The sequence below is a fragment of the Streptomyces cinerochromogenes genome, assembly GCF_014648635.1.
GTDB lineage: Bacteria > Actinomycetota > Actinomycetes > Streptomycetales > Streptomycetaceae > Streptomyces > Streptomyces cinerochromogenes.
Genome location: NZ_BMRM01000001.1, coordinates 520,192 through 544,779 on the forward strand (window position 1 = coordinate 520,192; position 24,588 = coordinate 544,779).

Sequence of the window (24,588 nt, forward strand, 5' to 3'; positions counted from 1 at the left end):
GACGTTTCACAACGACTGCCGGGAGGACCCATCGTGGCACTCACCGAGACGGATCTGCTCAAAATGGGCGACGCGGGCTTGGTGGAACTTTTCCGCGCCAGTCCGCCCGGCGACATTCCGCACGGCCCGCTGGAGGGCACAGGCATCGTCCGGTGGGGAGGCAGGTGGGTGGCCGAGCCGCTCGCCCGGCTGGTACGCCTGGCCGTCTGGCGGGGAAAGGTCTTCGACCACGAGGGCTACCTGAGCAACCGGATGACCTCGTTCGACGTGCTGGCCATTGTGGCTCAGGTGTACAACGGGCCGAGCCTGATGGACGACCAGGACTGCATCGTCATCGACTATTCCAGGATTTCACTGGTGGCTCGGGGCGTCCGCGACGAGATGCGTGAAGTCGGCCCGGGACTTTATCTGGGCGTGGTCTGGCTGCTGGGCGTCCGGGTCGGCTGGTTCACGCTGAGAGTGCCGGAAACCGGGTCCAAAGGCTTCGAGGCCGAGCAGGCCGCCGGCGGGCAGTCCGCTTAAAGGGAAAATCCATGAGTATTTCTGGCATGCACGTTCGTCCGCTGCCGGCCCGTACAGGGCGCCGCCACGGCACGGCGAGGGCCGGGGCCCTGCGGCTGGCGTCGGCCACCGTCGCAGCGGCCTGTGCCGCCTTCGCCCTGCCGGCACCGGCGCCGGGCGCCGCGCAGGCGTCCTTGCAGGGGACCGTCACCGGGGCGGGCAAGCCGCTCCAGGGCTCCCAGGTCACGCTCATGGCGGGGTCGCGCTCCGGAGCCACGGAGCTGGGCCGGGCCACGGCCGACGCGCACGGCTCCTTCCGGATCACGTACACCAAGCCCGCCGGCGGTGTGCTCTACGTCGAGGCCGCGTCCCGGCAGGCGCACCGGCTCCGGCTGCGCTCGGTCGTCGGGTTCGGCGCGGGAGGCGCGGTGCACGAGCGGACCGCGACCAAGGTGACGGTCAACGAACTGACCACCGTCGCCGCGACGTACGCCCTCGCCCGGTTCAGCGGCCGACGCGGCGTCGCGGGCCCCGCCCCGGGGCTCCAGAACGCTGCCGCGACCTCGTTCAACCTCGCCGACCCGACGACCGGCAAGCCGGGAAGACCCCTCACCGGTGACAGCGCCAACAGCGAGACGCTCGCCACGCAGAACACGCTGGCCAACCTCGTCTCGCTCTGCGCGACGGACAACGCCGGATGCGACAAGCTGATCCGGCTGGCGACACCGTCCGGCGGCAGCACGCCGGCCGACACCGTGCAGGCGGTCCTCGGTCTGGTGCAGAACCCGACGCAGTCCCCGGACCGCCTGCAGGCCCTGGCCCGTACCGCGAAAACGTTCACTCCGGCTCTCACGGCGGCACCCCGGTCCTGGGTCCTGGCGGTGCGCCTCACCGCTTCCCAGGTCTACGCACCGGGCCGCATCGCGTTCGACGCGAAGGGCAACGTGTGGGCCAGCAACAACTGGAAGCCGGGCACGAGGGATGCCAGTCCCTACGTCACCGTGCAAGATCCCACCGGCCGGTCGGTCCTGGGCAGCCCCATCAGCGGAGGTGGCATGAAGGGCGGGGCCTGGGGCCTGGCGATCGATCACGACGGATCCGTGTGGGCACCCAGCTACGGCGGCAACGCGATGTCGAAGTACTCGTCCTCCGGCACACCGCTGTCACCCTCCGCCGGGTGGAAGGACGGCGATCTCGTCAAACCGCAGGGCGTCGCCGTCGACCAGCGGGGCAACATCTGGATCGCCAACTCCCACGGCCTCAAGGGCAAGCCCGGGGCGGGCAGCGTCGTGGTCTACCCCCATGGCGATCCGAGCAAGGCCGTCACGATCACCGACAAGAGCTTCAACCACCCGTTCGCCGTGCAGATCGACGGCCGGGGGCGGGCCTGGGTCACCAACAGCCACCTCTCCTACCAGGAGGTCAGGGAAGCGGGCCGGCCCAGCGACATCGGGGGCAGCGTCACCATCATCGGCCCCGACTTCAAGCCGGTCTCCTCGACCACCGACAAGTCGCTCCAAGCGCCCCTCGGGTTCGCCCTGGACAGCAAGGGCAACGCCTGGGTGGCCAGCTTCTTCAGCGGTGCGGTCACCGAGATCCGGCCGAACGGAACCGTCGCGGGCGTGCACCGGCTGCCCAAGAGGGTCTTCCCCTGGTCGGTCGCCGTCGACGGCCAGGACCGCGTGTGGGTCGCCGGCTTCGGCAACTCCTCGGTGACACTCCTGTGCGGGGTGAACAGCGCGGCCTGCCCGTCCGGTGCGTCGGCCGGCACCGTCCTGTCCCCCGCGGACGGCTTCCGGAACAAGGCGATCCAACACCTCACCGCGGTACAGATCGACTCCTCCGGCAACGCCTGGGTGGCCAACAACTGGTCGAAGCTCGTCCCGCCCACCGGCGGTACGGGCCTGGTCGAACTCGTCGGCGTCGCCACCCCGGTCTGCACGCCCTTGACCCCCCTGCCGGCGCGCCCGTCGTCGGCGACCACCACCGCCTGCCCGAAGTAGGCCGCGCGAGCCGCCTGCGCCTCGCCCAACGGAGCCCTCGCGGACTGCCGAACGGAGCCCTCGCGGACTGTGACCGTCGATCGTCGAGGTCACGTTCGCGGGGGCTTCCGTGTTCGCCCGATTCCGCGGCTTCCAGGTTCGTCGGATTCGGCGGTCCTGGTTTGGCGGATTCGACGGTCCCAGGTTTGGCGGCCTCGGCGCTTCCAGGTCTGGCGGACTCGACGGCTTCCAGGTTTGGCGGAAACGAGCCGTTGCCCCCTTGCGGTCCGCCGAGCAGCCTGGAACCGCGGCTGCGGGAGCGCTCCCACGGCCGTCGCACCCCCACAATGAACCGACTCCCCCACAGGAAGAACTTCGCCATGCATTGTCATGAGCATGAACACCGCTGGTCGGGCTCACGCCGTCTGGCGCTCGTTCTCGGCACTCTCGTCGCGGTACTGGTCAGCCTGATCACCTGGGGCGGTACGGCGTCCGCCCACGGCTCGGTGATCGACCCGGCCTCGCGCAACTACGGCTGCTGGCAGCGCTGGGGCAGCGACTTCCAGAACCCGGCGATGGCGCAACAGGACCCCATGTGCTGGCAGGCGTGGCAGGCCAACCCCAACGCCATGTGGAACTGGAACGGCCTCTACCGCAACGGTTCCGCTGGCAACTTCCAGGCCGTCATCCCCAACGGACAGCTGTGCAGCGGCGGCCAGACCGAGGGCGGACGCTACAACTCCCTCGACGCCGTCGGCCCCTGGAAGACCACGGACATCGGCGCCGACTTCACCGTCAAGCTGTACGACCAGGCCAGCCACGGCGCGGACTACTTCCTCGTCTACGTCACCCGGCAGGGCTTCGACCCCACCAAGCAGCCACTGACCTGGAACGACCTGCAACTGGTCGCCCGGACCGGCAAGTACGCGCCCAGCCAGAACTACTCGATCCCCGTCAGCACCTCCGGCTACAGCGGCCGTCACGTCGTCTACACCATCTGGCAGGCCTCACACATGGACCAGACGTACTTCCTGTGCAGTGACGTGAACTTCCGCTGATCCGCTCCCGCCGCCCACCCCGGCCCACCGGGCGCGGCCCGACACCACCGGGCCGCGCCCGCCTCCGACTGGGAGCGCTCCCGGTACGGCCCGCCCCCTCCCCCTCAGGAGCGCACATGTCCCCCCTGCTCACCCTCTGCCCGCGCTGGACACGCGGACCCTGGGGCGCGCTCGCGGCCGCCCTCGCGCTGGCCGTGTCCCTCCTCGTCGCCGCCGGCGACGCCGGGGCCGCCGCCCCCGGCTGCCGCGTCGACCACACCGTCCACGAGTGGGCCGGCGGCTACACCGCCCAGATCCGCGTCACCAACCTCGGCGCCGCCCTGAACGGCTGGCGGCTGACCTGGACCTACGGCGGCGACCAGCACGTCACCTCCGCCTGGAACGCCACCGTCACCCAGACCGGCCGCTCCGTGACCGCCGTCAGCACCGAGTGGAACGCCGTCCTGGCCGGCGGCGCCGGCACCGACTTCGGCCTGCAGGGCACCTGGCAGTCCGCCGACCCCGCGCCCACCGACTTCAGCCTCAACGGCGTGCCCTGCGCCGGCGACGGGACCGTACCGCCGACCACACCTCCCACCACTCCGGCTCCCACCCCCGCACCCGCCGGCTGCGGCGATGCCGTCCTCTGCACCGACTTCGAGGACCAGACCGGTCCCTCACCCTCCGGCGGCTGGCGGTTCACCGCGCCCGACTGCCAGGGCACGGGCACGGCCGCCGTCGACACGTCGGTCGCGCACAGCGGCACGAGGTCGCTGCGGGTGGACGGGCGGGCCGGCTACTGCAACCACGCCTTCGTCGCCGCCACCGCCGACCTGTCCTCGGTCGGCCCGGTGCTGTACGTCCGCATGTGGGTCCGGCACACCACTTCCCTCCCCTCCTCCCACGTCACCTTCGTGTCGATGCCGGACACCTCGCAGGGCGGCCGGGCGCTGCGGGTCGGCGGGCAGAACGGCGCCCTGCAGTGGAACCGGGAGAGCGACGACGCCACCCTCCCCGCACAGAGCCCGGCCGGGGTGGCGCTGAGCAGGCCGCTCCCGACGGGGAGCTGGCAGTGCCTGCGGTTCGCGGTCGACACCTCCGCGCCCAAGCTGGACACCTGGCTCGGCGACGAGCAGGTGCCCGGACTGCACGCCGACGGGGTGCCGACGCAGGACGTCGACCAGCAGTGGCTCTCCCGGACCGTGCCGCCCCGGCCGACCGCGCTGCGGCTGGGCTGGGAGAGCTACGGCACCGGCGACGACACCCTGTGGTTCGACGACGTGGCCGCCGGCTCCGCGCCGATCGGCTGCTGACCGGCCGCTCACGCGCCGGGCGGCGTCTCCTTGCGGCGGAGCACCACCAGCACCGCGCCGCCGATCACCACCAGGCCGATGGCCACGCCCGCGATCAGGGGGGTGATGGCGGAGCCGCCGGTCTCGGCCAGGTTGGTGTCGGGGACCGAGCTGCCGCCGACCGTGGCGGGGCTGGGCTCGTTGCGGAGCTGGGCCGTCTCCGTGGTGATCGTGCCCTGATTCCGGCAGTCCAGGACGCCGGTGAAGCGGTGGCTGAAGCCGTGCGGGCCGGTGATCGTGAAGTCGTAGGCCTGGTCCTCCTGGAGCGGCACGCTCACCGTGCGGGACGCACCCGCGGGGATCGTGTGCTCGGCACCCATCAGCCGGAAGGTGAACGGCTCGTCGCCCGTGTTGGCCGCGGTGATGTCCACGCCGCCCTTGGCGCAGTTCTTGCGGGCGGAGACCGCCGGTATGGCGCCGTCGGCGGCCCAGCCGGCCGTCGCGGTCGCGGAGACCGTGGACTCGCTGGAGCCGGCCAGGATCTGGGTCTGGCTACGGCTCTCGGAGGCGAAGGCCCGGCCCACCGGGACGGTGGTCGACGCCTGCACGGTCAACTGGGCCGTACCGTCCGCGGCGTCCTCTGGGACGTCGAAGTACAGCCGGCTGCCATCCTTCGCCGAGGTGATCACCTTGCCGGTCCTGTCGATGATCCGCACCCCGTCGGCGGCCGCGTCCGCCGGCGGGCTCACGGTGACCGCGTCCGCGTTGGTGTGCACGGTCACCGGTCCGAGCAGGTCGCCCGGCCGGCCGGAGACGGCGGGCGGGTCCAGGGTGAGCGAGGCCTGCGGTTCGGCGACGCCCCGGGCGCTCTTCTCCAGGTAGTCGGCGAGCTTCTCGGCCTGCGGGTCCACGGCGTCGACCTTCGCGCGGTCGGAGTAGCGCCAGATGGCCACCTGGGTGCCGGCCGCCGCGTCCTGCTCGGTCAGCCCGCTCGTGCCCGCCCGCCGGGCGAGTGCGGCGAGGTCGTTGACCTGGGGGTAGGAGTTCTGCAGGATCCAGCGGATCCGGCCCGCGTCCTTGTTCGTGCCCAGCGAGGTGCCGCTCCAGGGCGTCTCCTGGTACCTGGCGTCCCGCTGGGTGGGGTTGTGCAGGTCGACGCAGTACGTCTGCAGGGTGCCGCCGCCGTCCACGGACATCTCGAACAGGCCCGCGGACACCCGCTGGTCGCCGCCGTCCTCGTGGATCACGGCCTCGCCGTAGGTCTTCAGGCCGTTGATCGTGGCCGTGGCCCCGCCCTGCGTCTGGGGTCTGTCCTCCGCCAGGGCCGTACCGGCGCCGGAGAGCACGCCGGCGGCCACGAGGCCGGACACCGTGGCGGCGGTGGCCAGGCGGGCCGGTCCGGTGGACCGGCGGAACCCAGAGAGCGCAGCAAGCACAGAATTCCCCTTCGAGCAGGACCCGTTGGACGTGGGGGACGGTCCCACCAGCAGAATCAGCAGCCCCTAGGGGCACGCCCGGCATCCTATGGATCAGCCGGAGCCTCACCCGCCGGTCGGATCATCCGATGGCCGATCCGATCCGCAATCGTTATCGCCACGGCCCTCCTTGAGCTGGCCATATCGACAAATCAACCGGTTCGTACGGCGTGTTCGCACAGAGGGCTCCGCCACAGCGGCAGCGGCCCTGAAGGCGGCGGCGCGCGGAGCTGACCTGATGTCACGTCACAGCGACTACGGCTTCCGCCTGTTGCCGCACGTCGGCGTCCTGCGGGTCGGCCGGTCGCGGTGTCTCCCAGGCCGGCTCGGGCCGGGCCGCCGTCACCGGTGGCGCCTCGGGCTTGACGGCGCACTGGAAGATCGCCGTGCCGCGCGACAGGTCATGGCCGATCGCCACGGCGTCGATGTCGGCGGAGGCCCACTGCTGCTGCCCCTCCCGCACCTCCGTGCGCACCTTCAACCGGCCCTGCACCACGAGCGGCTGGCCCACCTCCACGCACGCGGCCACGTTGGTCGCGAGCTGCCGGTTCGCCCACACGGTGAAGAAGTTGGTGTGCCCGTCCGTCCACGTACCGCGCTCCCGGTCCCAGTAGCGCGCGGTCACCGCCAGCCGGAACCGGGCCGACGGCCCCGCCGCCACCTCGCGGTACACCGGCTGGGTCGCCACGTTGCCCACCACACAGACGATGGTCTCGTTCATGTCCTCGCTCCCCTCCCCCGCCCGCCCTTCCGGCCGGGCGGCACGCGTACGGGCCCGTCCCGTACGGCTGCTGCGTCTGCCGTGCGGCGCGCACGACCTGCCGTACGCGCCGCACCTGCCCGCGACCGCCCGCACCGCCCGCCGTCCTTCCGGCCGGACCCGCCGTGCGATCGCCGTGGCCCCAGACTGCCTCCGTCGGGCCGAGCCCGCTGAGCGCTGTGGACGGCCCCCCGCCTGTGGAAAACTCCGCCACCCGTTCGGGTGAGTCCGCGTCCCCACGCCCCTCACCCACCCACCCCGCACACCCCCTCAGCCCACACCGGCCCCGCCCTGCACACCCCCTCAGCCCGCACCGGCGCCGCCCCGCACATCCCCTCAGCCCGCACCGGCGCCGCCCCGCAACCCCTCAACCCACGGCGGCCCCGCTCCGCACGACCCGGCCGTACTGTTCCCGCACCTCCCGGTACCGCAGCAGTTCCGACGCCACCGGATCGAGCACCCGGGCCCGGCCGCAGCTCGCCGCCGCCTCCCGCAGGCGCCGTTCCGCCTCCTGGCCGTAGCGCCGTGCGGGGCCCCGTGCCGCCATCCGGCAGGCCCACTCCACCAGCGGCCCGCCGATGATCCCGCACACCATCAACAGCACCGGGACCCCCAGGTTGGGTGCCACCAACCCGGCGATCTGCCCCGCCAGCCACGCCCCGCCCGCGACCTGCAACAGGGTCATCGCCGCCTGGACCAGCACGGCCACCGGCCACCAGCCCGGCCGCGGCGGGCGGCCCGTCGGCAGCCCGCTCCGCGCCGCCAGCTCGTCCAGCGCCTCGGACAGCCCCTGGGAACCGCGTACGGCGGCCTCGCGCACTGCCTGCGCCCAGGGCACCGGCAGCCCGGCCGAGGCCCGGTCGGACACCGTACGGACCGCCTGTTCGACACGCTGGCGGGCCGTGGCCTCCTCGTCGGTCTGGTTGCGCACCTGGTGGCGGCCCGTCGTGGAGTCGCCCCGACCCTGGTACCAGCGCCACAGGCGCAGCCAGGGCGTGCCGCAGGCCCGGTTGGCGTTGCGCAGCCAGGCGCGTTCGGCGGCCTCGCCCGCCGCGGTGGCACCCACCGCGTCCGCGAGGCGCGCGGCGAACTCCTCGCGCGCCTCCTCGCTGAGGCCGATCCGCCGCCCGGTGGCGTAGACGGGCCGCAGCTCGGCCGCGGCGGCGTCCACGTCGGCCGACACGCGCCGGGCCGCCGCGCCGCGCTCCGCCACGAACTGGCCGAGCGCCTCACGCAGATCGCCGACCCCCTCGCCGGTGAGCGCGGACAGGGCGAGCACGGTGGCGCCCGGTTCGCCGTACTCACCGAGCGCGATGCCGTCCTCGTCCAGCAGCCGCCGCAGGTCGTCCAGGACCTGGTGGGCGGCGTCCCCGGGGAGCCGGTCCACCTGGTTGAGGACGACGAACATGACCTCCGCGTGGCCGGCCATCGGCCGCAGATAGCGCTCGTGCAGGACCGCGTCGGCGTACTTCTCCGGGTCGACCACCCAGATCACGGCGTCGACCAGCTTCAGGATCCGGTCGACCTGCTCGCGGTGCTGTACGGCGGCGGAGTCGTGGTCGGGCAGGTCGACCAGGACCAGCCCGCGCAACTGCCCCTCGGCGTCCGGGCCGTGCAGCGGGCGGCGGCGCAGCCGGCCCGGGATGCCCAGCCGGTCGATGAGGCCGGCGGCGCCGTCGCTCCAGCTGCACGCGATGGGCGCGGCCGTGGTCGGCCGTCGTACGCCGGTCTCCGAGATGGGGACGCCCGCGAGGGCGTTGAACAGCTGGGACTTCCCGCTGCCGGTGGCGCCGGCGAGGGCGACGACGGTGTGCCGGCCGGAGAGCTTGCGGCGCGCGGCGGCCTCGTCCAGGACACGGCCGGCCTCGGCGAGGGTACGGCTGTCCAGGCGGGTGCGGGAGAGCCCCACGAGTTCGCGCAGGGCGTCCAGGCGGGAGCGCAGCGGGCCGTCGTACGCCAGCGGGGCCGGTGCGTGGCTGCCGGGCCCGCGGTGCGCCGGCTCTGCGGCGGAGGCGCGCTCGGCGGCGAGAGCGGCGGCGTTGGCCTCGGTGACACGGCGCGCGATGAGACCGTCGTCCCAGGCCTCCGCGGAGGCGTCCGAGTCGGGGTCCGTGCCGGACTTGGGAGGCGTGGCGTCGGTGCCGGGTCTGCCAGGCGCGGCGTCGGAGCCGGCGGGGGGCTTGGGGGGCGCGGCGTCGGCTCGGGTGGCGGGCTGGGGAGGCGCGGCATGGGCTCCGGCGACGGGCTTGAGAGGCGCGGCGTCGGGGCCGGAGCGGTGGCCGGTCGTCAGGGGTGTGGCGTCGGAGCCGGTGGCGTGACCGGTCTGCGAGGGAGCTGCGTCCGAACCGATGGAGTGGCCGGTCCTGGAAGGAGCTGTGTCCGAGTCGAGGGTGCGGCTGGTCCGGGAAGGAGCTGCGTCCGAACCGATGGCGTGACCGGTCCGGGAAGGTGTGTCGTCGGCCGCGGGGCGGGGTTTCTGCGGTGAGTAGGTGTGCGGCCGGGGGACGGAGACACCACCGCTCTCCTCGGCGCTGTACCCGCGCGCAGGGTGCTCGCGTTCGGCGCCGGGACCGGCCTTCTCGTCCCTCAGATCCTTCAGGCCCCTCTGATCCCCCTGGTCCCCCTGGTCCCCCTGGTATCTCTGGTATCCCTGGTCCGTCAGGTCGCTGTGCTCTCTCTCGCCCCTCTGGTTGCTGCCGTTCCTCATGTGCGTGGGACGCCCGTCGGCGGCGTCCGCCCCCGCGCCTTCGCGCGTGCTGCCACCCGCGTCCCCGCCCCCGACGCCCTCCTCCCCCTCGTCCCTCTTCTCCCCGTTGTCCTTCTTGCCGGCGTCCTGGGAGAAGGCGGTGGAACGGCCTGCCTCGTCCTCGCCGCGCTCCCCTTTCAGGAGGCTCGACCGCGCTTGCTCGAGGCCCCTGCTGTCACGGCGCTCGCCCCGGTCACCGGTGTTGCTGCCGTGGTCGCTGCTGTGCGCGCTGCCGTGGTCGCGCCTCATGTGCTCGGTGTGATCCGTGTGGTCCTGGTCAGTGACGGCGGTCACCGGTCACCTCTCCTTCTGCAGTACCGACAGCGCGGCGATGAGTTCGGCCTGGGGCTCGGGATGGACGTCCAGGGCGTCGAGGGGAGCGAGGCGACGCTCGCGTTCGGCCTGCATGACCCGGTCCACGTGCTCGCTGAGCAGCCGTCCGGCCCGGTCGCGCAGCCGCAGCACGCCGTGGGCGCCGAGCCGCTCGGCGAGCCCCTCGCCCGCGGTACGGGCCCGGCGCCCGCCCAGTACGGCCGTGGCGACCAGGGCGGCGACGACCTCGGGGTCGGGCGCGCCGGTGCGTTCCAGGACCCGTACCTCGTCCTCGGCGTACTCCTCCAGCTCGCGCCGCCAGCGCCGGGCCGCGAGCCCGATGCGGTGCTCGGCGCTCTCCAGGGAGATCTCGCGGGCGGCGAGTTCCGGGGCGTCGGCGGCGGGCTCGCGCCGCCAGGCGTCGTCGACACGCTCGTCCGCGGCGGTGACGGCGCACAGCAGGAGGGCGGCCAGGCTCTCCACGAGGGCGTCGAGGAGTTCCCCGGCGGTGCAGTCCAGCGGGAAGGCGCGCCAGCGCTTGAGGGCGTCCCCGGCGAGGACGGCGCCGGCCTGGAGGCGGGCCCGCACGCGCGCGTGCTCCTTGTCGTAGGCGGCCTCCACGGCGGAGGTGAGCCGGAGGGCCGCCGCGTACTGGGCGGCCGCGGCGCCGGCCAGCTCGGGCATGCGGGATCTGAGCGAGTCGAGGAGGCCGTGGGCGGTGCGGGCCATGACCTGCTGCCGGGCGGCGGGGTCCTGGGCGTGGTGGACGAGCCAGCTCTTCAGGGGTGCGACGGCGGTGGCGGGCAGCAGGCCGGCGCCCCAGGCGGACTCGGGCAGCTCGGGCACGGTGAAGCGGGGTACGTCGCCGAGCCCGGCCTTGGTGAGCAGGGCGCCGTACTGCCGGGAGACCTCGGAGACGACCTGGTGGGGTACCCGGTCCAGGACGGTGACGAGGGTCGCGTTGTACTCCTTGGCGGTGCGCAGCAGGTGCCAGGGGACGGCGTCGGCGTAACGGGCGGCCGTGGTGACCATGATCCAGATGTCGGCGGCGCAGATCAGTTCCGCGGCGAGGACGCGGTTGTCGGCGAGCAGGGAGTCGACGTCGGGGGCGTCGAGGAGGGCGAGCCCGCGCGGGAGACTGTCGGCGGTCTCGACGCGCAGCACGCGCGCGGGGTCCTCCTCGGTGAGCAGGAACTCGTCGGCGGGGTCCTGGTGGGGCACCCACACGCGGGTGAGCTGGGGGAGCACGCGCATGCCGCTGAACCAGTGATGGTCCTCCGGATGGCAGACCAGGACCGGTGTCCGGGTGGTCGGCCGTAGCACGCCGGCCTCGCTCACCCGCCGACCGACGAGGGAGTTCACGAGCGTCGACTTGCCCGCGCCGGTGGAGCCGCCGACGACGGCCAGCAGCGGCGCCTCGGGCTCCCGTAGGCGGGGTACGAGATAGTCGTCGAGCTGCGCGAGGAGTTCGTCGCGGTTGGCACGCGCGCGTGGCGCCCCCGCGAGGGGCAGCGGAAAGCGTGCGGCGGCGACACGGTCGCGCAGAGCGGAAAGTGTGTCGAGCAGCTGAGGCCGTACGTCCAAGGTCACCACATGCGAAGAATGCCCAATTTTAGGGGAATTCTGAAGCATATAGACATGTCTGCGCGCCGACAGGACAGAACGGATGGAAGGGACGACCGGGACAAGGGCACAGGCCAGGCATAACGAGTGCACAACACCCGGGGGCGTCGGACGCCAAAAGCGGTGCACGATTCGTACCCGCCTGCGATTATCAGGACCGCTTCACCGAACCTCCACATCGAGCCACGGAGGGGAAGCGACAGGGTCAAGGAACCGGGAGCCCTATCCTTGTCCCCGGCAACGTCACGGGTCAGCCCACACCAGGGCCCCGAACACGAGGCCACCCCACCGGCCCCCGTAGCTCAGTGGATAGAGCAGGCGCCTTCTAAGCGCTTGGCCGCAGGTTCGAGTCCTGCCGGGGGCGCCACCTCCTGCCAGCAAGAACGCCCCGGAGGGGATCTTCCCTCCAGGGCGTTTCACGTCTCTGACGGCAGCGCTGACGGCAACGAGCCCGTCACTCCTCGGCCAGCAGATCCCCCAGCCTGCCGAGGGCAGCCCGCTTCTCGGTCATGTCGGCGTGCGCGTAGATGTTCATGGTCACGTCCAGCGCGCTGTGCCCGACGATGTCCCGGACGAGATGCGGCGGGCTACCGAGGCCGAGCAACAGGGTCACGCAGGTGTGCCGGAGATCGTGAAAGCGGACGTCCAGGCCGAGCCGCTCGCGGATCGGGGAGAAGTGCCGGTTGAGGTTCCGAGGCTCGATGGCCGTACCGAGCCGCGTGGTGAAGACCAGTCCCGTGTCACGCCACCGCTCCCCCGCACCGGCGCGTTCCGCGTCCTGCCGCGCACGATGCCGGCGCAACGCGTCGACGCAGACCCGAGGCGACGTCGCGCTGGATCAGTTCCTCCTCGGGCGGCTTGGTGACGAGCAGCGTGGCGGCCGAGGTGTCTACGGGAGTGACTCGCATCAGCACCTCACTGAGTTGTCGGCGCCCTCAGCGATCTCACCGTCCCGGCTGGATATCCCCCAAAACAGCACAGGGAGTCGACCACTCAACTTCTCCGAAAGGTATACGTGTTGGCTCGCGCTCGCGGGAACGCGTTACGGCAGGGTCCAGTGCAGGACGGACGCGTCGTCGTGCGTCTTCCCGCGCGCACAGCGGCGACCGTGCGGGTCACCACCCTCAGCCTCAGGCACACGGCGGATCAACTCATCCGGCCCGCAGGAGGACAGGACGGCCAACGCCTCTCCCCGGTCAGCGAGTTCGAAGCGGTTGACAAGTCGCGTCGCCCCATCGCTCAGCAGCGTCACGGACGCCAGCGAATCGAGTGGCGGAGATCTGCCCCGTCCCGGGCCTGTTCCGCTGACATCCAACGTTGACATCAACGACCCCGGACGGCGACAACAACCAGCAGCCGCGTATGGCACCGGTTCACGAGTCAGGCCCTGATAATCAGGTGCCCCTGTTGCAGTGTGCGCATGCCACACGATGCCTGCGCGGTCAGTGTGTGCCAGGTGACTTCCCGGGCGGGACCGGCGGCAGGCTCGCACTCGACCCCTTGATCGCAGCGCCGAGGGTACTTTGGGAGCACAGGCCGAAGACAGTGATGTCCACCGGGAAGTTACCGGTGTTCTTGCCCGCGACCGACCACTGCAGGGGCAGACCATCACGGGGGAACCGAGGGCTACTGCGGCTCAGGACGAAGGTGCTGTCCGCGTTGCCGGTGCTCGATGAGACGAAACTGCCGCCCCCGGTAACCAGCTCCCCGGGCGGGCACTCACCGGTCTGGGCGAACCCGGTCTGCCCAGGCCCCAGCCGTGCCGAGCCCGAGACCACGTGCGTTACGGCGGCCCCCTGAGCGCTTGCCTGGCCAGACGCCAGTGGAACTACAGCGACGACTCCTGCGCCGACGCCGAGCGTCACGACGGCCAGACCTACGAGGCGGGTGCGTTTCATGACGACCTTCCGGATAAACAATGGACGATATCCGTTTTTTCCACACCACAGCGGCGTGGATGCACTGCTTCACGCAAGCGTCGTAAGAAGAATCGATCCAATCGCCTCTGACCGAGTGAGGGTCACAGGCTCCGCTTGAGGTTCTGCCCCACGGACCCGCTTGTCTCCGCCCTCCCCAGTGGGAGGGCGTTTTTGCTGCTCCCTGTGGGCGCGCGAACACGGGATGCACTCCCCCGGCGCTTCAACGCGCCGCCTCTTTTGACCCGTAAGGGGGGAGAACGACGGCGGGAGGTTTCACATGAACAAGATCCTTGGCGTCATCGGCACAGCGGTCGGCGTGGGGGCTGCCCAGAAGTTCGGCAGCCGCGTCACCGACATGGCTTTCGACGCCGTCCAGAAGTACCTCGCCGACCACCCCGGCGCCCTGAAGAACGCCGCGCGCACCATCGCCGTCGCGACGGGCACGGCGATCGCCGCGTCGGCCCAGGCCGTCGCCGCGTTCCTCGTCACCTACGCGACACCCATCCTCATCGGGACGGTCGTCGTCGTCATGATCGCCGGAGTGGTGGTCCTGGTGATGAAGGCGTCCAGCGCGCAGACGGCCTGAGGGTCGGCGCACGCCCGGTTTGCACCCCCGGCTTGAACTCTCACTCGCGTGAAGCCTACCGCCGCCCCGCCGCCCCGCCGCCCCGCAACGAGCACCACCGGGGCGCGGTTGGCCCGGTGTTCATCGGGTGATCCGAGGGGGGTGCCGAGCGGCCGCCGGCTCGCGCCAGAGCGGCGGTGGATCGGCTCGGTCCAGGAGGGTGCGGCGGGGCTCGCTAGAGTCGGCCCGAGGAAGGGAGACGACGTGCGACTTCGCTGTGCGGTGCTGGACGACTTCCAGGGTGTGGCGACCGAGTTGGCCGACTGGTCGGTGATCGAGGAGCGGGTGGAGGTCGTCGCGCTGCGCGAGCACCTCGACGGGGAGGAGGCCCTCGCCGCGGCGCTCGCCGACTACGACATCGTCGTCACCCTGCGGGAACGCGTCCCCTTCCCCGGATCGTTGATAGCCCGGCTCCCCCGGCTGAAACTGCTCATCGCCTCCGGGATGCGCAACAGCGTCATCGACTACGCCGCCGCGGAGGCGCACGGCGTCACCGTGTGCGGTACGGCGAGTTCGAGTACTCCGCCGGTGGAGCTGACCTGGGCGCTGCTGCTCGGTCTCGCCCGGGGGATCGTCCAGGAGAGCAACGCCCTGCGCGGCGACGGGCCGTGGCAGTCGACCGTCGGCGCCGATCTGCACGGCCGCCGGCTGGGCCTGCTCGGCCTCGGGAAGATCGGCAGCCGGGTGGCCCAGGTCGGTCTCGCCTTCGGGATGCGGGTCAGCGCGTGGAGCCAGAACCTCACCAAGGAGCGGACCGAGGAGGTGGGTGTCGAACTCGCCGCTTTCAAGGAGGAGTTGCTCCGCGACAGCGACTTCGTCTCCGTACACCTCGCCCTCGGCGACCGCACCCGCGGCCTCCTCGGCGCCGCCGAACTCGCCCTCATGAAGCCGACCGCCTACCTCGTCAACACCTCCCGCGCCGCGATCGTCGACCAGGACGCCCTGCTCGCCGCGCTGCACGAGGGCCGGATCGCCGGCGCCGGGGTCGACGTGTTCGACATCGAGCCGCTGCCCGCCGGCCACCCGATGCGCACCGCCCCCCGCCTCCTCGCCACCCCCCACCTCGGTTACGTCTCCCACGCCAACTACACGACGTACTACGGCCAGGCCGTGGAGGACATCCAGGCCTACCTGGCGGGCTCCCCGGTACGGCGGCTGCCCTGAGGTCCGGCCCGCCCGAGCCGCGTCCGCCCCGTGGGTCCGCCGGTCCTGCCGTTAAAAGGGTGATCCCCGGGTGATCACCGTGACCACGCCCGCGTAGCACCGTTGAACGGAAAGTGCGGCGGCTGGTCTGCCGCTGCGCTTTCCGAGCTACAAAAAGGAGAACGTGATGTCTCGCATCGCGAAGGCGGCCGCTGTCGCTGTCGGCACCGGCGCTGTGGTGGTCAGCGGGGCCGGGCTGGCTCTGGCCGACGCGGGTGCCCAGGGCACGGCTGCCGGATCGCCCGGTGTGGTCTCCGGCAATGTCATCCAGGTTCCGGTGCACGTCCCGGTCAACGTGTGCGGGAACACCGTGGACATCATCGCCCTGCTGAACCCGGCCTTCGGCAACACCTGCGTCAACGTCAGCGGCAAGGGCAAGGAGGCCCACGGCAACCCCGGCCCCAGCCACGGCGGCTACGGCAACGGCGGCTACGGCAACTGAGCCGACCGGCACCCCCAGGAAGAGCCCCGGCCCTCCGAGCGCCGGGGCTCTTCCCGTGTCCGGCGGGCGGCGGGAGCCCGCCCGCTCACCGGCCTCACACGTACCGGTAGACGCGGCTCATGTCCTCCAGCTGGTCCGGTGTCTCGTCCCACGGCGGCAGCTTCTCGTACCGGGCGACGACCCGCCGGTGCTGGGCGTCGGCGGCGCCGGGCGGCCGGGCCGGCAGGTAGCGGTGGCTGCGGTGGGCCCGCTGCCACCGCGACCACTGGAGGTCGAGGAAGGCGTGGTGGAGCCAGAACACCGGGTCGTTGACGGACGCGCCGCCGAGCATCGCGCCGCCGACCCAGCGGTGCACCCGGTTGTGGTTCTTCCAGGAGGCGCTGCCGCTGCCGGCGCCCCAGCCCTCCAGCTTGTTGCGGAAGCCCTTGCGCACGGTCGAGTCCCAGGGCGACGCGTCGTAGACGGGGTCGTCCAGGGCCCACTGCAGTTCGCTGCGGGTGGGCAGCTTCAGGGGCGCTGCGGAGCGGCCCAGGTCCCGGGTGAGGAACCTGCCGTCGGTGACGCCCTCCTTGATCGTCCAGTGGCCCGCCGCGTAGGCGAACGGCCCGGTCATCACCTGCCGGTCGGAGTGCCGCCCGTTCCCGCCGAGCAGGTCCTTCGTCCACGGCACGGACGTCGTCGTACGGTCCCTGGTCCAGTCCCAGTACGGCACCGTCACCGAGGAGTCGACCCGGCGCAGCGCCCGCTCCAGTTCCAGCAGGAACCTGCGGTGCCAGGGCAGGAAGGAGGGCGCCATGTGGGCGGTGCGCAGCCCGTCCTCGCCGTCGGCGGTGTAGAAGTCGATGTGCATGCGCACGAACTCGTCGTACTCGCCGCGCCGTTTGAGGGCCAGCAGGGCGTTGACGAACCGTCGCCGCTCGCCCGCGGTGAGGCTGCTGACGTTCTTACGCACGTACGCCATGCCGGCCCCCCGTGTGCGCGCCGCCGTGCTCGCCGTCCAGCCGGCCCGGTGCGAGGTCGCGCAGGCGCTGGCGGGGACCGATCTCGTCCACGGCCGCCCGGGTCGCCTCCAGCGGTGTCCGGTACGACGTGTAGTGGTCGACCATGCTCAGCCAGGTGCCGTCGGCCCGGCGCATCAGGTGCAGCGGGCGGCCGTCGACGGTGATCCGCCACTCGCCGCCGGCCGCCTTCCGCCCCGTGGTGGGCACCAGCACTCCCTGGATACGGCGGCCACGGTACGTCTCGTCGAAGGAGCCGCCCCCGGGATCCGCGGCCTGTCGCACGGGCCGGGAGGCGGCGACGACCGGGGCCAGCCCCAGCGCGGCGGCCGAGGCCAGCAGTCCCCGCGCCACCTCCCTCCGCGAGGGTCTGGCCCCCGCCTTGCCCTGCTGCTCCGCACCGACCGTCACTCCGTCGACACCGACGACCATGCTCGCTCCTCGTCCGGGTTCGGATGTCCGTACCGGCTAACGGATCGAGGACGCGCACGGTCACCGCCGAAGGGCCGGCCGAGGAGCCATTCGGGGACCGGGAAGAACCCGTTCGGGGAGACGGGAAAGCCGTACGGCGGATACGGCCGACCCCGCTACAGGCCCGGACCCGAGCCCAGGTTGCCGCCGATGACCGTCTGCGCGGCCGGGGCGATGACGCCGGCCTCGGGGAGCTTGGTGGCCGGCAGGCCGAAGTTGCCGCCGTCGGGCTGGGTCAGGGGGGCGTCCACGGACAGGCCGGGGGCGAGGGCCCGCATGTCGCCGCCGGGCCCGTCCACGTCGAGGTGGTCGAAGGCGTTGTCGCCGAGGATGTGCGGCAGCGGGGCCCTGGCGTCCAGACCGGGCAGCCCGCTGCTCACCGGCAGCTGGGGCAGGGCCCGGTCGGGCAGGAGCCGGCCCGTCACGTACCGGGGGCCTTCGGGGGCACCGGGCTTGATCAGCGGCAGCTCGGCGCCGAGCCGGGGCAGCTCCATGTCGAGCGCCTTCGAGACGCCGCCCAGCGGCACGGGGACGGGGACCGTACCGGCCGCCGCGGCGGGACCGGCGGCCCCCACGGTGGCCGCGACGCCCGTGACGACGGCGGCAAGGGTTCCTCGGGTGGTCGGCTTCATGTCAGGTACGGTCCCTTTCAGGATGCGGGGGTTCGACGTCCTTACCGCGTAACGAGCGGAAAACGCCTGCATTTCACAATTCCCCCGAGTGCCGTAATAGTCAGCTCGTCCAGAAGTCCCACCAGCGGGTCAGCACGAGCATTCCGACCACCCCGATGTGCAGCAGCGGAAGCACCCAGGTGAATTCGGCGAGGAACGCCTTCACCGGGGCGGGCGCGGGCAGGAACCCCTCGCGTGCGCAGAGGGACGTGACGTACCAGAAGAGCAGGATGGTCGCGACCCAGGCCAGGCAGCACCACAGGCACAGCGCGTTGATCCGGTACAGCGACTCGAACTGCAGCCAGGACACGAAGCCGACGCCGAACACACAGCCGGCCTCGAACAGCAGCCAGTACCAGCCGGGGAAGCGGGCGCCGGCCAGCAGGCTCATGCCGACGCAGATCACGATGCCGTAGGCCACCAGGCCCAGCATCGGGTTGGGGAACCCGAAGACCGAGGCCTGGTCGCTCTTCATCACGCTGCCGCAGGACACCACCGGGTTCAGGCTGCACCCGGGGACGAAGCCCGGGTCCTTGAGCAGCTTGAACTCGTCCAGGGTGATGACCCAGGAGGCGAGCAGTCCGGCCGCCCCGGTGAGCACGGTCAGCAGGGCGAGGCCGCGGCCGGCGCCCGCGTACCGGCGCATCAGACCCGCAGGCCGCGGGCGGGCAGGTAGACGTGCGCGGCGGCGTCGGTGGTCTCCGGGGAGCCGGCGAACTCCGCCAGCTCCGGGCCCTGCGCGGGCCGGCGGGGGCCGGTCGAGGGGCAGACCCGGGTGGTGAACATGAAGTAGGTGTAACCGAGTTCCTGGACCGCCTCCAGCCAGTCCGCCGGCGGGGTGACCTGGCTGCTGATGTTGTGGGGCAGCTGGAGGACGATCTGCCCGGCGACGACCAGCATGCTGACCTTCAGGCTCGGCCGGGTGGTGCCGTCCACCGGTTCGCCGCCCGTGGTCAGGCCCATGTCCTCCAGGAGGTGGGTGACGGCGGCGGACGCGGCCTCCGGGCCGTCGGGGCCGTCGCCCAGGGAACAGGCGAGCAGACAGGGCGTCCTGCCGTCGCCCTCCTCGTTCCTGGCCATCCAGGCGAGCAGGGCGAGTGTTCCCAGGTCGGCGGGGCGGAAAAGGCGGGGTTCGCTTGATACTGAGGTCACCGCGCGACCATATCGACGGGCCGTGGCGCCGCCCGGCGGCTTCTCACCCTTCCGGAGCAGTGCCCGGGGCCGCGCCACACGAACGAGCGACGCGGTCCCGGGCGGGGGTGCCGGGTGTCGGGCTGCTCAGTGCCGCAGGGGCAGGCCCCCGAGCAGGCCGTGCTTGTTGAGGGTCGTGGTGGCACCCTTGAGGCTGCTCAGCACGGAGTCCTTGTTCTCGGTGTCGAGCGCGTCCGACTGGTGCTGCACCGGCAGCAGGTCCTTCACCGTGGGCGGCGTCTGGGCGAGCTGGGCGAGCCCGCCGTTGAGGCTCATCGGCGGCAGGTGCTGGGCGTCGTAGGCGAACGCGGGTGCGGCGACGCCGACGAGGGCCACGGAACCAGCGACAACGGCGGCAGCCTTGAGGGACTTCATCGTGTTCCTTTCTTCGGCAACTCACGTCACCCCGGATTTCTGACGCCGTGCCTAACGAGTTCCGGCCGGACCGGAAACCCGGCACCGAGAAGACATATGAGATCCCCGTGCACCGGCCGGACGCGGTCGGCGGTCAGCCGGTCGTCGTCGCGGACTGGGTCGGGTCCGCCGGGAGGGAGGGCAGGGCGGCCAGCGAGGGCAGGGAGGGCAGGGACTCGACACCGGGCTCGGCCACGTCCTTGCCGAGGGTGCCGCCGAGCAGGTCGAGCAGGCCCGACACCACGTCGGTGGCGGACGACAGGATCTGGTCGAGTTGGTCGGTGACCGCCTTCACCAGATTGTCGATCGCGGTCCGCAGCGCGGAGAGCGCGTCACTGGCGGCGTCGCGGGCCAAGGGCTGGTGGACGATGTCCGCGTGCCGCATCGCCGCCTGCGCGGTGAGGGCCGCGGGGACGGCGGAGGCCACGGGGGCCGCCGGGGACGCGGGCGCCGCGGGTGAGGCGGGGGTCGACGGGGACGCGGAGGTGGCCGGGGACGCGGAGGCCGCCGGGGCGCTCGGTGCGGCGGGCCGGCTGGGGGCCGCGGGCTTGGCGGACGCGGTCGCAGCGGCGGGCGCGGCGGACGCGGTGGGCGTGCCGGAGACGGCGGGTGCCGCAGGCTTGGCGGACGTCGAGGACGTCGAGGACGTCGCAGGCGCCGTGTGGGACGCGGGGGAGGCGGACGACGCGGGTGCCGCAGGCTTGGCGGAAGCCGCAGCGGTGGCAGGGGCGGCAGACGCCGCGGGCTTCGCGGACGTCGAGGACGTCGCAGGCGCCGTGTGGGACGCGGGGGAGGCGGACGTCGCAGGTGCCGCGGGCTTCGCCGCCGCAGGTGACGCCGGTGCCGCAGATGCCGTAGGAGACGCGGACACCCCGGGCTTCGCCGCCGTCGTAGGCGTCGCAGACGCTGTCGGTGCCGCAGACGCTGTCGGTGTCGCAGGCGTCGTGGGCGCGGTGAGGGACGCCGGCCGTACGGGCGCTGCCGGTTGGACGGGGGCGGTGGCCGCCTTGGCGATGGCTGCCTTGGCCGCCTCGCCGAGCCTTCTGGCCTCGCCGGCGGGCAGTTGGCCCTTCTCCAGCGACTGGTTGAGCAGGTCGATGACCGGGTTGAGGACGGAATCGGTGGTGCTCAGGGCTCTGACCTGGGCGAGCAGCCTCTCCTTCTCCGCCGCCGGGACAGGTGCCCGGGAGGCGGCGCGGTCGTGCTCCCGGGCCGTGGCTACGGCGACCGGGCCGGTGATGCCGACCAGGACGGCCGCGCAGAGGACGGTGGACGCGAGACGCCGGGCAGGCAGATCACGCATGGGTGTTCCTTTCGGTGAACAGTGGGACCTGAGCCCACCGTCAGTTCACCGGTCGCCCTGCGCAACCGCTCACCCACTCACCGTGATCCGTCCGAGGCAGAAAACCGGCCGTCCGCCCCGCGACGGATGCGTACGGGGGCGGACGGCCGGCCGACGGGTTGCGTCCCGATGTCAGTCGTTGACGCAGGTGTTGCCGAACGCCGGGTTGAGCAGCCCGATGACGTCGACGGTGTTGCCGCACAGGTTGATCGGGATGTGGATCGGGACCTGGATGACGTTGCCCGACAGAACGCCCGGCGAGTTGGCGGCGACGGCGCCCGCACCGGCGTCGGCGGAGGCCACGCCGGCACCGCCGGCAACGGCCGCGACGGCGGCGGAGGTCAGGACCAGGCCCTTCGCGATACGCGACATGGAGAGGTGCTCCTTGGGGATCGACACAAACATCCGGGCGGGATACCCGGCGCTGTGTCAACGCGCGGCACACCCGGGAGTTGTGCCGCCAAAGGAGTGATCTGCGCAGGGGGCGCGGCGCGCTTTCACTCCTGCTCCCTCCCCGCCCCGGGCGCCTCGCTCACGCTCGCCTCCACGCTCTCCGGCACACTCTCCCCCCCACCCCGGCGTACGCCCGTCGCACCAAGCGGCTCCCGCCCATCCTGCGGACGGCGTAGGGAACTTCACGCACTGCGAACCGGGTGAGGTACCGTCCCGCGGGCTCCTGCCTGCGCCAACGCGCTCGGCCACGTCTCCGACGTGTGCGATGTCGGCCCGGCTCCGCGGAGCGACGGTGACCAGCCGGGCCGCCGGCTCGTTCCCCACGCGGACGCGGCGTGGTCCGGCGTGCTCCTCGCCGCCGTGGACGCCCGGAACCGGAAGGCGCGTTCACGACCGCAGCCCGAGCGCCCCCGTGAGCGAGGTAACCCGCGAATGCACCAGTCAGCACCCGCCCATCGACCCCGGGTCCTGCACCTCGCACAACCCGTCGACGGCGGTGTCGCCCGGGTCGTGCTCGACCTGGCCCGGGCCCAGCTCGCGGCGGGCCTGCACGTCACGGCGGCCTGTCCCGGCGGCGCGCTGGCCGCGGGCCTGCGGGAGCTGGGCGCCGACGTCCGGGACTGGCGCGCGGGCAGGTCCCCGGGTCCCGGGCTGCCGGGCGAGGTACGACGGCTCGCACGTCTGGTCGACGAGGTACGGCCCGAACTGGTGCACGCGCACAGCGCGAAGGCCGGCCTGGCCGCGCGGCTCGCCGTCCGCGGGCGCGTTCCGACCGTGTTCCAGCCGCACGCCTGGTCCTTCGAGGCGGTCGGCGGCCTCACCGCGGCGCTCGCCCTGGGCTGGGAGCGGTGGGGGGCGCGCTGGGCGGACCGGGTGGTGTGCGTCAGCGAGGCGGAGCGCACGACGGGCTTACGCGCCGGGGTGCGCGCCGCGTACGCGGTCATCCCGAACGGCATCGACACCACCCGCTTCACCCCGCTCGCCCCCCAAGGCCCCCAAGGTCCCCAGGCGCCCCGACCCCCGCGAGCTCACGACCCACAGGGGTCACACGGCCCGCAAGCAGCCGACGGCGGAAACCCCCTCGTCGTCTGCGTAGGCCGCCTCTGCCGCCAGAAAGCCCAGGACGTCCTCCTCGCCGCCTGGCCGGAGATCCTCGTGAGGCTGCCGCGGGCACGGCTCGTGCTGGTCGGCGACGGCCCCGACCGCGAGGTCTTACGTCGGCAGGCGCCCCCTTCCGTGCGGTTCACCGGCGCGGTCGCCGATGCCGCGCCGTGGTACCGGGCCGCCGACCTGGTGGTGCTGCCCTCGCGCTGGGAGGGCATGGCGCTGGCCCCGCTGGAGGCGCTGGCCTGCGGGGCACCCGTCGTCCTCACCGACGTCGACGGCGCGCGGGAGAGCCTGCCGCCCGCGCTCGCCGCGCACTGCCTGGTGCCTCCCGAGGATCCGGTGGCGCTGGCCGCGGCGGTGACGGGGCTGCTGGCCGATCCGCCGCTGCGCGCGGCGCTCGCCGGCGAAGGGCGCCGGCACGTCCTGGCCACGCACGACGTGCGGCACACCGCCGAACGCGTCGCGGACCTCTACCGCGAACTCCTCGGCGCCCCCGGCCCGGGCCGCGGCGCCCTGGCGGCGGACGAGGCCGGCGGAACGGCCCGGCCCGTGCCCTCCGAGTGCAGGGAAGCGGCGGCCGACGTGCCCTCCGAGTGCAGGGAGTCCATCCCCTCGTGACCGCGGAAAGCACCGTCCCCTCCTCCGTCTCGCCGCTCCCGGCGGTCTCCGTCCTGCCGGCCCGCACCGCCGGCAGCTTCCGGTTCCCGTTGCGGCGGCCGCCCGCGCGGCGCGCCGCACCACCGCTCCCCCTGCTCGCCGCCGACCTGCTCGCCGCGCTGGCGGGCACGGCCGCGCTGGACGCGGCCACCCGCAGCCCGGTGCTGGTCGCCGCGCTGCTGTCCGGCGCACTGCTGCTGCGCCCGCGCGCCACGCGCCCGGTGCCGGGTGTGCTCGACGAACTGCCCGTGGTGTGCGGGCGGATCGTGGTGGCCTGGCTGGCCCTGGCCGCGCTGCTCGCCGCGTACGACCCCGGACGCGCCCTCACCGCCCGGACCCTGCTCCTGGGCTGCGCGCTGCACACGGCGGCGGCCGGGGCCGCCCGCGGCGCGGTCCACTGGCGGAGCCGGGTGCTCGTGCGGCGCCACCCGCGCACCGCCCTGGTGATCGGGCCCGCGGCGACCGCGCAACGGGTGGCCGCCGCACTGCTGCGGCACCCGCGCTGCGGGGTGCGGCCGGTGGGCGTGGTCGCGCAGCGCCCGGACGGCACCGGCGGGCTGCCGGTGCTCACCACCGGCGAGGAGGTGGAACGGGCGCTCGTCCAGAACGGGGTGCGGGTCGTCCTCACCGTCGACCCGGCCGTGCGTACCGCGCACGGGCCGCTGCTCCGGGCGCTCGCCGCGTCCGGCTGCGCGTTGTGGGAGGTGGACGCGGACAGCCCGGCGTACGAGATGCGCGACCAGCTCGCCGGGTTCGCCGTACGCCGGCTGGATCCGGGCCTGCCGCGGCGTACGGACGTCGCCAAGCGGCTGCTGGACGTCTCGGTGTCCGGGGCGCTGCTGGTGCTGGTCAGCCCGGTGCTGCTGGGATGCGCGGTCGTGCTGCGGCTCACCGAGGGGCCCGGGGTGGTCTTCCGGCAGGAGCGCATCGGCAAGGACGGCCGCCCCTTCACGCTGCTGAAGTTCCGCACCCACCGCCCGGCCGACCCGCAGGAGGCGGCCACCCGGTGGAGCGTGGCTGGCGAGTCGCGGATGAGCCCCTTCTGCCGGCTGCTGCGGCAGACCTCACTGGACGAGCTGCTCCAGCTGTGGAACGTCTTCCGGGGCGACATGAGCCTGGTCGGTCCGCGCCCCGAACGACCGTACTTCGTCGGCAGGTTCAGCCACGCCTACCCGGGCTACGCGGCCCGTCACCGCATGCAGACCGGCATCACCGGGCTGGCCCAGATCCACGGTCTGCGCGGCGACACCTCCATCGAGGACCGGGCCCGCTTCGACAACGCCTACATCGACACCTGGTCGCTGTGGCAGGACGTCTGCATCCTGCTGCGCACGGCCGCCGCGCTCGTGCGTTCCACGGGGAGCTGA

General features: G+C 72.9%; 22 protein-coding genes and 1 tRNA gene. 10 read left to right on the top strand and 13 right to left on the bottom strand.

What is annotated here, in order from left to right; translation table 11 throughout:
• Positions 1-33 precede the first annotated feature (33 nt).
• The 4 genes from IEZ20_RS02240 to IEZ20_RS02255 all read left to right on the top strand — a co-directional run bounded on the left by IEZ20_RS02240 (position 34) and on the right by IEZ20_RS02255 (position 4,833).
• Entirely contained in the window at positions 34-522 is a 489-nt protein-coding gene (locus tag IEZ20_RS02240; RefSeq protein WP_189294339.1) for a hypothetical protein, read from the top strand.
• A gap of 26 nt (positions 523-548) precedes the next feature.
• Positions 549-2,504, top strand: a complete 1,956-nt coding sequence (locus IEZ20_RS02245) for an NHL repeat-containing protein (RefSeq protein WP_189294340.1) — start codon at positions 549-551, stop codon at positions 2,502-2,504.
• A 359-nt stretch (positions 2,505-2,863) separates the two neighbouring features.
• A complete protein-coding gene (locus IEZ20_RS02250; RefSeq protein ID WP_189294341.1) occupies positions 2,864-3,541 on the top strand; it encodes a lytic polysaccharide monooxygenase auxiliary activity family 9 protein in 678 nt (225 codons plus the stop codon).
• Between the two features lie 116 nt (positions 3,542-3,657).
• On the top strand, positions 3,658-4,833 hold the full coding sequence (locus IEZ20_RS02255; RefSeq protein ID WP_189294342.1) for a cellulose-binding domain-containing protein: 1,176 nt from the start codon (positions 3,658-3,660) through the stop codon (positions 4,831-4,833).
• Between the two features lie 8 nt (positions 4,834-4,841).
• Here the strand turns inward: IEZ20_RS02255 and IEZ20_RS02260 are convergent, their stop codons facing one another.
• The 4 genes from IEZ20_RS02260 to IEZ20_RS02275 all read right to left on the bottom strand — a co-directional run bounded on the left by IEZ20_RS02260 (position 4,842) and on the right by IEZ20_RS02275 (position 11,698).
• Complete coding sequence (locus IEZ20_RS02260) at positions 4,842-6,200, bottom strand: Cys-Gln thioester bond-forming surface protein (RefSeq protein ID WP_189294640.1); 1,359 nt, start codon at positions 6,198-6,200, stop codon at positions 4,842-4,844.
• A 328-nt stretch (positions 6,201-6,528) separates the two neighbouring features.
• A complete protein-coding gene (locus tag IEZ20_RS02265; protein WP_189294343.1) occupies positions 6,529-7,008 on the bottom strand; it encodes a single-stranded DNA-binding protein in 480 nt (159 codons plus the stop codon).
• A 406-nt stretch (positions 7,009-7,414) separates the two neighbouring features.
• Positions 7,415-9,337, bottom strand: a complete 1,923-nt coding sequence (locus IEZ20_RS02270) for a YfjP family GTPase (protein ID WP_444545252.1) — start codon at positions 9,335-9,337, stop codon at positions 7,415-7,417.
• 753 nt (positions 9,338-10,090) lie between these two features.
• Positions 10,091-11,698, bottom strand: a complete 1,608-nt coding sequence (locus IEZ20_RS02275) for a dynamin family protein (protein WP_189294344.1) — start codon at positions 11,696-11,698, stop codon at positions 10,091-10,093.
• 321 nt (positions 11,699-12,019) lie between these two features.
• On the opposite strand from IEZ20_RS02275, the gene IEZ20_RS02280 reads away from it, so the two are divergent.
• Positions 12,020-12,095 (top strand) — tRNA-Arg (locus IEZ20_RS02280).
• Between the two features lie 87 nt (positions 12,096-12,182).
• Here the strand turns inward: IEZ20_RS02280 and IEZ20_RS02285 are convergent.
• Entirely contained in the window at positions 12,183-12,530 is a 348-nt protein-coding gene (locus tag IEZ20_RS02285) for a tyrosine-type recombinase/integrase (RefSeq protein ID WP_229895838.1), read from the bottom strand.
• Between the two features lie 1,394 nt (positions 12,531-13,924).
• On the opposite strand from IEZ20_RS02285, the gene IEZ20_RS02290 reads away from it, so the two are divergent.
• From IEZ20_RS02290 to IEZ20_RS02300, 3 genes are all read left to right on the top strand, one after another.
• The gene (locus IEZ20_RS02290; RefSeq protein ID WP_189294345.1) at positions 13,925-14,233 is read left to right on the top strand and encodes a hypothetical protein; all 309 of its coding nucleotides are present in this window, start codon (positions 13,925-13,927) and stop codon (positions 14,231-14,233) included.
• 243 nt (positions 14,234-14,476) lie between these two features.
• Positions 14,477-15,436: a D-2-hydroxyacid dehydrogenase family protein gene (locus IEZ20_RS02295; protein WP_189294346.1), complete on the top strand. Its 960-nt coding sequence runs from the start codon at positions 14,477-14,479 to the stop codon at positions 15,434-15,436.
• A 166-nt stretch (positions 15,437-15,602) separates the two neighbouring features.
• Positions 15,603-15,917: a chaplin gene (locus IEZ20_RS02300; protein ID WP_189294347.1), complete on the top strand. Its 315-nt coding sequence runs from the start codon at positions 15,603-15,605 to the stop codon at positions 15,915-15,917.
• 94 nt (positions 15,918-16,011) lie between these two features.
• On the opposite strand, the gene IEZ20_RS02305 is transcribed toward IEZ20_RS02300, so the two are convergent.
• From IEZ20_RS02305 to IEZ20_RS02340, 8 genes are all read right to left on the bottom strand, one after another.
• Positions 16,012-16,878, bottom strand: coding sequence for a tyrosinase family protein (locus tag IEZ20_RS02305; RefSeq protein ID WP_189294348.1), 867 nt, complete (start codon positions 16,876-16,878; stop codon positions 16,012-16,014).
• The gene (locus IEZ20_RS02310; protein ID WP_189294349.1) at positions 16,862-17,347 is read right to left on the bottom strand and encodes a tyrosinase family oxidase copper chaperone; all 486 of its coding nucleotides are present in this window, start codon (positions 17,345-17,347) and stop codon (positions 16,862-16,864) included. The genes IEZ20_RS02305 and IEZ20_RS02310 overlap by 17 nt, the downstream gene beginning before the upstream one ends.
• Positions 17,348-17,502: 155 nt before the next feature.
• Positions 17,503-18,018 carry a hypothetical protein gene (locus IEZ20_RS02315; RefSeq protein ID WP_189294350.1) on the bottom strand — a complete coding sequence of 172 codons (516 nt, stop codon included), beginning with the start codon at positions 18,016-18,018 and terminating at the stop codon, positions 17,503-17,505.
• 100 nt (positions 18,019-18,118) lie between these two features.
• Positions 18,119-18,703, bottom strand: a complete 585-nt coding sequence (locus IEZ20_RS02320) for a vitamin K epoxide reductase family protein (protein WP_189294351.1) — start codon at positions 18,701-18,703, stop codon at positions 18,119-18,121.
• Positions 18,703-19,209, bottom strand: coding sequence for a DUF5949 family protein (locus IEZ20_RS02325; RefSeq protein ID WP_189294352.1), 507 nt, complete (start codon positions 19,207-19,209; stop codon positions 18,703-18,705). The genes IEZ20_RS02320 and IEZ20_RS02325 overlap by 1 nt, the downstream gene beginning before the upstream one ends.
• A gap of 126 nt (positions 19,210-19,335) precedes the next feature.
• A complete protein-coding gene (locus IEZ20_RS02330) occupies positions 19,336-19,623 on the bottom strand; it encodes a hypothetical protein (protein ID WP_189294353.1) in 288 nt (95 codons plus the stop codon).
• A gap of 133 nt (positions 19,624-19,756) precedes the next feature.
• Positions 19,757-20,965, bottom strand: a complete 1,209-nt coding sequence (locus tag IEZ20_RS39470) for a hypothetical protein (protein ID WP_229895839.1) — start codon at positions 20,963-20,965, stop codon at positions 19,757-19,759.
• A gap of 171 nt (positions 20,966-21,136) precedes the next feature.
• Positions 21,137-21,376 (bottom strand): chaplin, encoded by a 240-nt coding sequence (locus IEZ20_RS02340; RefSeq protein ID WP_189294354.1) that lies wholly within the window; start codon positions 21,374-21,376, stop codon positions 21,137-21,139.
• Between the two features lie 513 nt (positions 21,377-21,889).
• Here IEZ20_RS02340 and IEZ20_RS02345 point away from each other — a divergent pair.
• Together IEZ20_RS02345 and IEZ20_RS02350 are read left to right on the top strand one after the other, a co-directional pair.
• On the top strand, positions 21,890-23,182 hold the full coding sequence (locus IEZ20_RS02345; protein ID WP_189294355.1) for a glycosyltransferase family 4 protein: 1,293 nt from the start codon (positions 21,890-21,892) through the stop codon (positions 23,180-23,182).
• A complete protein-coding gene (locus tag IEZ20_RS02350) occupies positions 23,179-24,588 on the top strand; it encodes an exopolysaccharide biosynthesis polyprenyl glycosylphosphotransferase (protein WP_189294356.1) in 1,410 nt (469 codons plus the stop codon). The genes IEZ20_RS02345 and IEZ20_RS02350 overlap by 4 nt, the downstream gene beginning before the upstream one ends.

Coding starts and splice junctions, on each gene's coding strand:
- IEZ20_RS02245 (WP_189294340.1), top strand. CDS start 549: ATGCACGTTCGTCCGCTGCCGGCCCGTACAGGGCGCCGCCACGGCACG.
- IEZ20_RS02250 (WP_189294341.1), top strand. CDS start 2,864: ATGCATTGTCATGAGCATGAACACCGCTGGTCGGGCTCACGCCGTCTG.
- IEZ20_RS02255 (WP_189294342.1), top strand. CDS start 3,658: ATGTCCCCCCTGCTCACCCTCTGCCCGCGCTGGACACGCGGACCCTGG.
- IEZ20_RS02265 (WP_189294343.1), bottom strand. CDS start 7,008: ATGAACGAGACCATCGTCTGTGTGGTGGGCAACGTGGCGACCCAGCCG.
- IEZ20_RS02290 (WP_189294345.1), top strand. CDS start 13,925: ATGAACAAGATCCTTGGCGTCATCGGCACAGCGGTCGGCGTGGGGGCT.
- IEZ20_RS02300 (WP_189294347.1), top strand. CDS start 15,603: ATGTCTCGCATCGCGAAGGCGGCCGCTGTCGCTGTCGGCACCGGCGCT.
- IEZ20_RS02305 (WP_189294348.1), bottom strand. CDS start 16,878: ATGGCGTACGTGCGTAAGAACGTCAGCAGCCTCACCGCGGGCGAGCGG.
- IEZ20_RS02310 (WP_189294349.1), bottom strand. CDS start 17,347: ATGGTCGTCGGTGTCGACGGAGTGACGGTCGGTGCGGAGCAGCAGGGC.
- IEZ20_RS02315 (WP_189294350.1), bottom strand. CDS start 18,018: ATGAAGCCGACCACCCGAGGAACCCTTGCCGCCGTCGTCACGGGCGTC.
- IEZ20_RS02320 (WP_189294351.1), bottom strand. CDS start 18,703: ATGCGCCGGTACGCGGGCGCCGGCCGCGGCCTCGCCCTGCTGACCGTG.
- IEZ20_RS02330 (WP_189294353.1), bottom strand. CDS start 19,623: ATGAAGTCCCTCAAGGCTGCCGCCGTTGTCGCTGGTTCCGTGGCCCTC.
- IEZ20_RS39470 (WP_229895839.1), bottom strand. CDS start 20,965: ATGCGTGATCTGCCTGCCCGGCGTCTCGCGTCCACCGTCCTCTGCGCG.
- IEZ20_RS02340 (WP_189294354.1), bottom strand. CDS start 21,376: ATGTCGCGTATCGCGAAGGGCCTGGTCCTGACCTCCGCCGCCGTCGCG.
- IEZ20_RS02345 (WP_189294355.1), top strand. CDS start 21,890: ATGCACCAGTCAGCACCCGCCCATCGACCCCGGGTCCTGCACCTCGCA.